Origin of the sequence: Inquilinus limosus (assembly GCF_002195995.1) — a bacterium.
Classification (GTDB): domain Bacteria; phylum Pseudomonadota; class Alphaproteobacteria; order DSM-16000; family Inquilinaceae; genus Inquilinus; species Inquilinus limosus_C.
This window is the reverse complement of the sequence record NZ_NHON01000162.1, coordinates 1-9,355: the sequence shown is the minus strand read 5'-3', so window position 1 is coordinate 9,355 and position 9,355 is coordinate 1. Positions and strand designations below refer to the sequence as shown.

Annotated in this window: 7 protein-coding genes; 3 read left to right on the top strand and 4 right to left on the bottom strand. The window is 65.3% G+C overall.

What is annotated here, in order from left to right:
- Nucleotides 1–76: 76 nt before the first annotated feature.
- The 3 genes from BWR60_RS34810 to BWR60_RS34800 are packed head-to-tail and all read left to right on the top strand — an operon-like array spanning nt 77 to nt 2,936.
- The gene (locus BWR60_RS34810) at nt 77–1,240 is read left to right on the top strand and encodes an ABC transporter permease (RefSeq protein WP_088157738.1); all 1,164 of its coding nucleotides are present in this window, start codon (nt 77–79) and stop codon (nt 1,238–1,240) included.
- Complete coding sequence (locus BWR60_RS34805) at nt 1,237–2,160, top strand: ABC transporter ATP-binding protein (RefSeq protein WP_088157736.1); 924 nt, start codon at nt 1,237–1,239, stop codon at nt 2,158–2,160. The genes BWR60_RS34810 and BWR60_RS34805 overlap by 4 nt, the downstream gene beginning before the upstream one ends.
- Nucleotides 2,157–2,936 carry an ABC transporter permease gene (locus BWR60_RS34800; RefSeq protein ID WP_088157734.1) on the top strand — a complete coding sequence of 260 codons (780 nt, stop codon included), beginning with the start codon at nt 2,157–2,159 and terminating at the stop codon, nt 2,934–2,936. The genes BWR60_RS34805 and BWR60_RS34800 overlap by 4 nt, the downstream gene beginning before the upstream one ends.
- A 3-nt stretch (nt 2,937–2,939) precedes the next feature.
- On the opposite strand, the gene soxR is transcribed toward BWR60_RS34800, so the two are convergent.
- From soxR to BWR60_RS38825, 4 genes are all read right to left on the bottom strand, one after another.
- Nucleotides 2,940–3,404 carry a redox-sensitive transcriptional activator SoxR gene (soxR, locus tag BWR60_RS34795; RefSeq protein ID WP_088157732.1) on the bottom strand — a complete coding sequence of 155 codons (465 nt, stop codon included), beginning with the start codon at nt 3,402–3,404 and terminating at the stop codon, nt 2,940–2,942.
- A 76-nt stretch (nt 3,405–3,480) separates the two neighbouring features.
- Nucleotides 3,481–4,638, bottom strand: a complete 1,158-nt coding sequence (locus tag BWR60_RS34790; RefSeq protein ID WP_088157730.1) for an MFS transporter — start codon at nt 4,636–4,638, stop codon at nt 3,481–3,483.
- 131 nt (nt 4,639–4,769) lie between these two features.
- Nucleotides 4,770–6,533 carry a calcium-binding protein gene (locus BWR60_RS34785; protein WP_088157728.1) on the bottom strand — a complete coding sequence of 588 codons (1,764 nt, stop codon included), beginning with the start codon at nt 6,531–6,533 and terminating at the stop codon, nt 4,770–4,772.
- Nucleotides 6,534–6,663: 130 nt separating this feature from the next.
- On the bottom strand, nt 6,664–8,955 hold the full coding sequence (locus BWR60_RS38825) for a calcium-binding protein (protein WP_088157726.1): 2,292 nt from the start codon (nt 8,953–8,955) through the stop codon (nt 6,664–6,666).
- Nucleotides 8,956–9,355: the final 400 nt, after the last annotated feature.

The window sequence follows — 9,355 nt, the reverse complement described above, 5'->3', positions numbered from 1 at the left end:
CCCCCCTCCCGCAAGGGGAGGGGGGACTCTTTTGGGCGCGGTTCGAGCAAGAACCGATACGGCCGGCTTCCTCGCCATGACCGTCATCCGCAACCGCGTGCTGCTGGTGCTGGGGCTGGTGGCGCTGGCCGGGGTGCTGGCGCTGCCGGTCCTGACCAACGCGCCGAACCGGCTGCTGTCCGGCCGGCCGATCGGCGCGCTCGACCTTGCCGCGCCCTGGGGGCCGGTGGCGATCGCCGCCGCCGCCCTGCTGCTGGCCGGGGCCTTCGTGCCGTCGCGCCGGGGGACGCTGGTGGTGCAGCTTCTGGCCGGCATCGGCATCGCCATCGGCCTGGTCTGGCTGGCCGGGAGGCAGGCGGAACTGCTGGCCGTCGGCGCCCGGCCTTCGGCCCGCACCTCGCTCGGCGCCGGATTCTGGGTGCTGGCTCTGGCCGCCCTGCTGGCCGCGGCCGACGCGGCCCGCCGGCTTCGGCTGGGCCCGCTGGCCCGGCTGGGCACCGCCCTGCTGCTGGCCGTGCCGGTGGCGGCGCTGATCGCCGGCGGCGCGGTCGACCAGCTGTCGCTGATGAAGGAATACGTCCAGCAGCACGGCGTCTTCGCCCCGCAGGTGCTGCGCCACCTGCTGCTGGTCGGGCTGGCGCTGGTGCCGACGCTACTGATCGGCGTGCCGCTCGGCATCGCCGCCCACCGCTCTACCGCTGCCCGCGGCCCGATCTTCTCGATCCTCGGCATCATCCAGACAGTGCCGTCGATCGCGCTGTTCGGCCTGCTGATCGCCCCGCTCTCCGCCCTGTCCGAGGCCCTGCCCTGGCTCGGCATCAGCGGCATCGGCATCACCCCGGCGGTGATCGCCCTGACCCTCTATTCGCTGCTGCCGATCGCCCGCAACACCGCCGCCGGGCTGGACCAGGTCGAGGCCGGGGTGATCGACGCCGCCCGCGGCATCGGCATGACAAGGCGCCAGATCTTCCGCAAGGTCGAGGTGCCGCTGGCCCTGCCAGTGTTCCTGTCCGGCCTGCGCATCACCCTGATCCAGGCGATCGGCCTGACCGCGGTGGCGGCGCTGATCGGCGCCGGCGGCCTCGGCGCCGTGATGTTCCAGGGGCTGTTCGCCAATGCGCTGGACCTGGTGCTGCTGGGCGCCCTGCCGATCATCCTGATGGCGGTGGCGGTCGACGCGGTGTTCCGCATCCTGGTCGCCGCCCTGCAAGCGCCGTCTTCGGCGAGGAGAGCCGCATGATCGAGTTCGACCATGTCAGCAAGCAGTTCGACGGCATCAAGGCGGTCGACGACCTGACCCTGATCATTCCGGACGGCGCCTTCTGCGCCCTGATCGGCTCCTCCGGCTCCGGCAAGTCGACCAGCCTGCGCATGATCAACCGGCTGATCCCGCACAGCGAGGGCAGCATCCGGGTGGGCGGCGAGGATGTGACGAAGATCCCGGCCGAGGCGCTGCGCCGCCGCATGGGCTATGCCATCCAGTCGATCGGCCTGTTCCCGCACTGGACGGTGGCGCGCAACATCGCCGCGGTGCCGACCCTGCTGGGCTGGCCGCAGGCGAGGATCGACGGCCGGGTGCGCGAGCTCCTGGACCTGCTGCAGCTCGACCCGCGCTTTGCCGCGAAGTACCCGCACCAGCTGTCCGGCGGGCAGCAGCAGCGGGTCGGCGTCGCCCGGGCGCTGGCGGCCGACCCCGAGGTGCTGCTGATGGACGAGCCCTTCGGCGCGCTGGACCCGATCACCCGCGACACGCTGCAGGGCGAGCTGGCCCGGATCCATCGCGAGACCGGCAAGACCATCGTCTTCGTCACCCATGACATGGACGAGGCGCTGCGCCTGGCCAGCCAGATCGCCATCCTCGATCACGGCAAGCTGGTGCAGCTGGGCAGCCCGCGCGAGATCCTGCTCTCCCCCGCCAACGACTTCGTGCGCGACTTCATCGGCCGCGACGACCTCGGGCTGAAGCTGCTGGCGACCGAGACGGCGGCGGACCGGGCGCGGCCCGGCGAGCCGGCGGAGGGCGCGCCGATCCCGGCCGACGCCTCGCTGCGCACCGCCCTGTCGATCCTGGTGGCGCGCCATGCCGACAGCGCGCCGGTGGCGGCGGCCGACGGCAAGCCGCTGGGCGTGCTGCATCTCGACGATCTGGTGCGGGCATGAGCGTCGCCCGGCCCGCCGCCGCGGATACCATCCGCCCGGGCTGGCGGCCCTGGCGCGACCCGCTGCTCTGGCTGGCCGCGGGCTTCGCCGCCCTGGTCTTCGGCCTGCCGCTGACCAAACCGCTCTTCGCCGCCTGGTTCCCGCAGCTGGAGCGGCCCTTCTACGAGGCCGACAGCTTCCCGGCCCTGGTGGTGGCGCATGTCGCGCTGGTCGGGGCGTCGAGCCTGATCGCGATCGTCATCGGCGTCGCCGCCGGCATCTTCGTCACCCGCCGCGCCGGGGCCGAGTTCCGCGGCCTGGTCGAGACCGTGACGGCGATGGGCCAGACCTTCCCGCCGGTGGCGGTGCTGGCGATCTCCGTGCCGCTGCTCGGCTTCGGCGCCTGGCCGGCGCTGATCGCCCTGTCGCTCTACGGCCTGCTGCCGATCGTGGAGAACACCATCGCCGGGCTGGAGCAGGTGCCGCCGGCGGCGCGCGACGCGGCGGAGGGCATGGGCATGGGGCCGGCGCGGCGGCTGTGGTCGGTGGAGCTGCCGCTGGCGGCGCCGGTGATCCTGGCCGGCATCCGCACCTCGGTCGCGATCAACATCGGCACGGCGGCCATCGCCTCCACCGTCGGCGCCCGCACCCTGGGCACGCCGATCATCGTCGGGCTGAACGGCAACAACCTGGCCTATGTCATCCAGGGCGCCGTGGTGGTGGGCACGCTGGCGGTGCTGGCCGACCTCGCCTTCGGCCGAGTGACCGACCTGCTGCAGCGCTGGAAGAAGGCTTGACCCCTACCCTCGAGGCTTGCGCTCGACCGCCTTGTCGCCGACCCAGAAGCGCGGCCCGGGGCCGAGACGGCCGGCACGGTCCGCCGGGTTGACCAGGCCGCAGGTCGACATCGACAGGCAGCCGCAGCCGATGCAGCCGGCCAGGCCGGATTTCAACCGCTCCAGCTCCGCGATCCGCTCATCGATCCGCCGGGTCCAGCCGCCCGAGAGGCACGCCCAGTCCTCGCCAGTGGGGATGTGGTCGGTCGGCAGCTTGTCCAGCTCGGCCTTCACCTCCTCCAGCGACATGCCGAGGCGCTGGGCGAAGACGATGAAGGCGATCCGCCGCAGCACCGCGCGCGGGAAGCGGCGGTGGCCGGAGCCGGCGCGCTCGGACCGGATCAGCCCCCGCTCCTCGTAGTAGCGCAGCGCCGAGGCGGCGACACCGCTGCGCCGCGCCACCTGGTTGATGGTCAGGACTCCGTCCATGGCTTGATCCGTCGCGGCTGATGCTCAAGCTTACTTGAGCTTGCCATCGACGCGGATCAAGCCGGGGCGGATCGCCTCAGGCGAGTGCGGGCGCGCGCTTGTCCAGCGCGTAGGACAGCACCGCGACGGCGAGGCCGACCACGGCGACCGCGGCGCCGAGATAGGGGATCTGGCCATAGGGCATGCCGGCGGTGATCGCGGCGCCGCCGAGCCAGGCGCCGGCGGCGTTGCCGAGGTTGAAGGCGCCCTGGTTCAGGGTCGAGGCCAGATTCGGCGCCTCATGCGCCTGGTCGACCACGCGGGTCTGCAGCGGCGCGCCGAGGCTGAACTGGACCACGCCCCACAGCACCATCGCTGCGACAGCCGGCACCATCATCGGCGCGGCCAGGCCGAAGCCGGCGCAGACCACGGCCAGGGCGGTGAAGCTGATCATCACCGCCGGCATCAGCCGCCAGTCGGCCAGGCGGCCGCCGAACAGGTTGCCGACGGTGATGCCGACGCCGAATAGCAGCAGCGCCGTGGTGACGCCCTGCGGCGTCAGGCCGGAGACGGTCTCGAGAATGGGCGTGATGTAGGTGAAGACGGTGAACAGGCTGACCGAGGACAGGATGCTGAGCGCCATGGCCAGCAGCACCTGCGGCTTGCGCAGCACCGAGAATTCGGAGAGCAGGTTGCCGGCCGGCGCCTCGCGATCGCGCGGCAGGATGAAGGCGATGGCCAGCGCCGCGGCGATGCCGATCGGCACGATGGCGCCGAAGGTGGCGCGCCAGCCGGCGACATGGCCCAGCGCGGTGCCGAAGGGCACGCCCAGGACGTTCGCCAAAGTGAGGCCGGAGAACATCAGCGCGACGGCGCGGGACCGCTGGTGCCGCGGCACCAGCCCGGTGGCGACGACGGCGCCGATGCCGAAGAAGGCGCCATGGCACAGCGCCGTCAGCACCCGCGCCGCCATCAGGGACCAGTAGTCGGGCGCCAGGGCGCACATCAGGTTGCCGAGGATGAACACGCCCATCAGCCCCAGGAGCGTGGTCTTGCGCGGCAGCTTCGCTGTCAGCAGCGCGACGATCGGCGCGCCGATGGTGACGCTGAGGGCATAGCCCGAGACCAGCATGCCGGCCGCCGGAATGGTGACGCCGAGGTCCCGCGCCACATCGGGCAGCAGGCCCATGATCACGAACTCGGTGGTGCCGATGCCGAACGCGGCAACGGCCAGGGCGAAGAGCGGCAGCGGCATGAGGGGCGGATCCGGTGACGGGATGTCGCCCCTAGGATGCGCGCTTATCTCAGGCAAACGTCATACGAATGCTGCAACGCAGCATTCGGGAAATGCGGGGCGGAGACGCCGGGTCTCCGCCCCTCGAGCCATCAATAGAACACGAAGTCGGAGGCAAAAAGTTGCGATGCACTCGTGAAACCGTTCAGCTTGATGGTGATGTCCGTGGTCCCGTTGCCGTCTACGTCGACGAGAGCATGCCCGTCCGCAAACCGCGCTTCGCTATTTCCGTCAGCGGTAAAAGCGCCTGACCCGAGATAGGTAAAATATCCGTGCAACAAACCCTTGAATCGCAAATTATCACCTGTCGATGAATTAAAGTCTGAAATGGTATCAATTCCTTCATTGTCTCCGGTAAATATAAACCAGTCCCCTCCAGCGCCGCCAGCGAGATAATTATTTCCTTGCCCTCCATTTATAAAATCTGAGTAAGATCCGCCGACAATACTATCGTCCCCGCCGCCTCCGAAAATCTCGCCGCCATTATCTCCGCCAACAATAATATCAGCCCCCGCCCCTCCATGAATCGATGGTCCCGCAATGCCCGTCCAGGGTTGTGCGAGCAGCAAACTATTTCCCTCATCTGACAAGATAATATCAAGCGCACCCACATGCTTTCCGGAAAAATCAACCTCTCCACCATCGGAGATTTTAATCGTATTCCCCCCGATCGTTGAAAAATGCGATATTTGTGAAACTGAAATCTTAATAATTTTGGCATAGCTTGTCAATGTTTCAATATTATAGATAGAAATTCCAGATATATCGACAGGTGTGCCAAAATCACTTTCTATAAAAAGAATGTCATTCCCGTCGCCACCATCAAAAACATCCCCCGTAGTAGCATCCAATCGAGGGTCGATAACAATTCCTCCCTCATAATTGGCCCAACCAACTTTAAGGGTATCATTGCCCAGACCTCCATAGATACGGTCCATGCCGACACCACCACCTAGAATATCGGCACCGGCACCGCCGATAACGACATCATTGCCGGCACCGCCGTTGAGCGCATTGTTTCCAGCATTGCCGATGATCGTGTTGGCCCACGCGTTACCGGTGCCGCTGATGGAACCCGAACCGATCAGGTTCAGTTCCTCGATATGGGCTCCCAGCTCGAAGCTGACCGACGACCGGACCCGGTCATAGCCCTCGTCCGCCGCTTCCTGGACCCGATCGCCGAGGGAGTCCACGTCATAGACATCGTTGCCGGCTCGGCCGATCAGCAGGTCACTACCAGCACCGCCATTCAAGACATTATCGCCGGCATTGCCGATGATCGTGTTGTTCAGCGCGTTCCCGATACCGATCAGGTTGCCGCTGCCGCCGAGGGTCAGATCCTCGACGTTGGCGCCAAGTTGCCAACTGACCAAAGCGCGAACCCGGTCGTGGCCCTCGTTTGCCGCCTCCGATATCCGATCGCCGCTCGAGTCCACATCGTAGATATCGTCGCCTCTGCCTCCGGCCATCGCGTCGGCGCCGGCGCCGCCGTTGAGGACATTGTTCCCGGCATTGCCGAGAATCGTGTTGTCCAGCCCGTTGCCAAAGCCGTTGATGTCGGCCATGCCCGTCAGGGTCAGGATCTCGACATTGGCCGCCAGCTGGTGGCTGACCGAGGCCCGCACCCGGTCGGTGCCCTCGCCCGCCCGCTCCACCACCTGGTCGCCGGCGGAGTCGACGTCGTAGGAATCGTCGCCGAGGCCGCCGACGAGAATGTCGGCGCCCGCGCCACCGATCAGCCAGTCGCTGCCGGCCGAGCCATAAAGCTTGTCGTCGCCATCGAGACCATAAATCTGGTCCGCCTCGGCGCTGCCGACGATCCTGTCGGCGATCGACGTGCCCGAAAACACTGCCATGACATCCCTCCCCTTTTCCAATACCTGCCACGCTATGGTCGATGTCTTCCGGCCGTACCGCGCCCCCGGCACGATCGACACAGCTCTGCCGGATGGGCCGCTTGTCGCGAGCCCGCCCGGCAGGGAGCTGTCAGAAGAACATGAAGTCGGAGGCGTGGAGTTGCGAGGCGCTGGTGATCCCGGTCAAGTTGATCGCAATGTCCGCCTCGCCATTGCCATCCACGTCGACAAGCACCTGCCCGCCGGCGAATCTGGCCTCGCTGCTGCCATTAGCGGTGAAAGCAGCCGCCCCCAGGTAGCTGAAGGTGCCGTGCAGCATATTTGAAAAAGCCAGTTTGTCGCCTTGCGATGAGGTGAAATCCGTGATGGTATCCAGTCCAGAATTCACACTAGAAAATGTAAATTCATCACTATCGGATCCACCTTCGAGACGATCGTTGCCCTCGCCACCACCAAGGACATCGTCTCCGGCTTCGCCATGAAGAATGTCATCTCCGGAGTTGCCAAAAAATTGATTGTCTACGTCACCACCCGTAATCTCATCATCTCCACCTTCGCCGTTAATTGTTCCATATGAATTTGCACCGACAAGAGTGTCGTCGCCAGCCCCGCAAGAAATTCCGATATTTATCGATCCGAAAGGACCGGGACCAAAAATCAATATATTACCGAAATTTGATAGGTTTATCCAATTGAATTGGATACTCATATCAGAAAGATCAACATAGCCACCATTTGTAATTTCAATTTCATTCGCCAAAACCTCAGAAAATGAAGACATTTGAGAGGTCGAAAGCTTAGTCGTATGAAAGTGGCTCGTTAAACTCTCTATGTTCGATATATTGACTATGGACAAGTCTATATCGGCGAGATCAACACCGCTATCAGGAAAGTCGTTCTGAACAACTCTAAGTTTATCTATGCCGTCCCCTCCATCATAGACCTCTCCAGCTACAATACCTTTGCGAGCATCAAGAGCAAGATCCTCGCCGATATGGAGTTCATCATCACCCGAGCCGCCATAGAGCCGATCTCTGCCAACGCCACCATAAAGGGTGTCGTCGCCCCCTTCTCCCATCAGGATGTCGTTTCCGGCCAAGCCGCTCAGCATGTTCCGCCAGCCGCCGCCGACCATGCCGTTGTCCAGTCCGTTGCCATAGGCATCCGCGCCGCCGTCGGTGAGCAGTCTCACATTTTCGATGGTGTCGGGGAGAGCGATGGTGAAGCCATCATTTCGTATCCGGATTTCGTCGATGCCCCCGTTGGCCTGTTCCACAACCTGGTCGATGAACGCGTCGATGTAATAGACGTCGTTGCCCTGGCCACCGGCCAGAATGTCTGCCCCCTCACCCCCGTCCAGCACGTTGTTTCCGGCGTTGCCGGTGATAATGTTGTTCCGCGCGTTACCGATGCCATCCAGATCGTCTGTGCCAAGCAGTGTTAGATTCTCGACATAGGTGCCCAGCCGATAGCTGACCCAGGCCCGGACGCTATCGATGCCTTCGGCAACCAGTTCCACCACCCGATCACCGGCCGAATCGACCTCGTAGATGTCGTCGCCCTTCCCTCCATCCATGAGGTCGGTCCCGACGCCACCAACCAGCTCATCATTTCCGGCCCCGCCATAGAGGTAGTCGATGCCGTCGGCGCCGAAGAGCTTGTCGTTGCCCGCACCGCCGGAGAGCACATCATTTCCGGCCAGCCCATACAGCTGATTGCCCCCGGCAGAACCGGTGATCCTGTTGTCCAGCGCGTTGCCGACGCCGTCGAGATCGCTCGTGCCCAGCAGCAGCAGATTCTCGACATTCTCGGTCAGCCGATGGCTGATCCAGGCCCGAACGCCGTCGATGCCCTCGTCCGCCTGCTCCACCACCCGGTCGCCGGCCGTGTCGACCTCGTAGACATCGTCGCCTGCCCCGCCCTCCATGCGGTCGGTGCCGACGCCGCCATCGAGGACATCGTCGCCAGCCCCACCGTACAGGTAGTCGATGCCGTCCCCGCCGAAGAGCCTGTCGTTGCCGGCGCCGCCGGACAGCAGGTCGCTTCCGGCCAATCCATACAGCAGATTGGCGCCCGCATTGCCGCCGATCCTGTTGTCCTGAGCATTACCGACGCCGTCGAGATTCTCTGCGCCGACCAAGGTCAGATTTTCGACATTGTCGGTCAGCCGATGGCTGATCCAGGCCCGGACACCATCTATGCCCTCGCCCGCCAGTTCCACGATCCGGTCGCCGGCCGCGTCGACCTCATAGACATCGTCCCCGTTGCCGCCGGCCATCCCGTCATTGCCCCTGCCGCCGACCAGCAGGTCGTCACCATCCCCGCCATAGAGCGTGTCATTGCCGTCGAGGCCATAGATCTGGTCCGCATCGGCGCTGCCGACGATCCGGTCAGCCGCCGCCGTGCCCGTCAATACCGGCATGAAATTCTCTCCCCCACCAAAATCCGGCGCGCCTTGGCCAGTGTCCCCCGGCCCTACCCGCACCTGGATCAGCTTAATCCCGGCTCCGCCTCGCTCGGCAATCCGGATTCGGCGGATTCGTGAAAAAATTCATATATCGGCGGAACGCCTGCCCGCGGCGCCGCCGTGCTAGGGTCCGCCTCGCCCGATCCCGCCTCCCGGCCCCCATCCGAGACCGCCATGGCCCGCCGCCTGCCCCCGCTCCTCGCGCTCCGCGCCTTCGAGGCCGTCGGCCGCCTCGGCAGCGTCCGCGCCGCGGGCAGGCGTTCCGCCGATATATGAATTTTTTCACGAATCCGCCGAATCCGGATTGCCGAGCGAGGCGGAGCCGGGATTAAGCTGATCCAGGTGCGGGTAGGGC

Coding starts and splice junctions, on each gene's coding strand:
- BWR60_RS34810 (WP_088157738.1), top strand. CDS start 77: ATGACCGTCATCCGCAACCGCGTGCTGCTGGTGCTGGGGCTGGTGGCG.
- BWR60_RS38825 (WP_088157726.1), bottom strand. CDS start 8,955: ATGCCGGTATTGACGGGCACGGCGGCGGCTGACCGGATCGTCGGCAGC.
- BWR60_RS34800 (WP_088157734.1), top strand. CDS start 2,157: ATGAGCGTCGCCCGGCCCGCCGCCGCGGATACCATCCGCCCGGGCTGG.
- BWR60_RS34785 (WP_088157728.1), bottom strand. CDS start 6,533: ATGGCAGTGTTTTCGGGCACGTCGATCGCCGACAGGATCGTCGGCAGC.
- BWR60_RS34790 (WP_088157730.1), bottom strand. CDS start 4,638: ATGCCGCTGCCGCTCTTCGCCCTGGCCGTTGCCGCGTTCGGCATCGGC.
- soxR (WP_088157732.1), bottom strand. CDS start 3,404: ATGGACGGAGTCCTGACCATCAACCAGGTGGCGCGGCGCAGCGGTGTC.
- BWR60_RS34805 (WP_088157736.1), top strand. CDS start 1,237: ATGATCGAGTTCGACCATGTCAGCAAGCAGTTCGACGGCATCAAGGCG.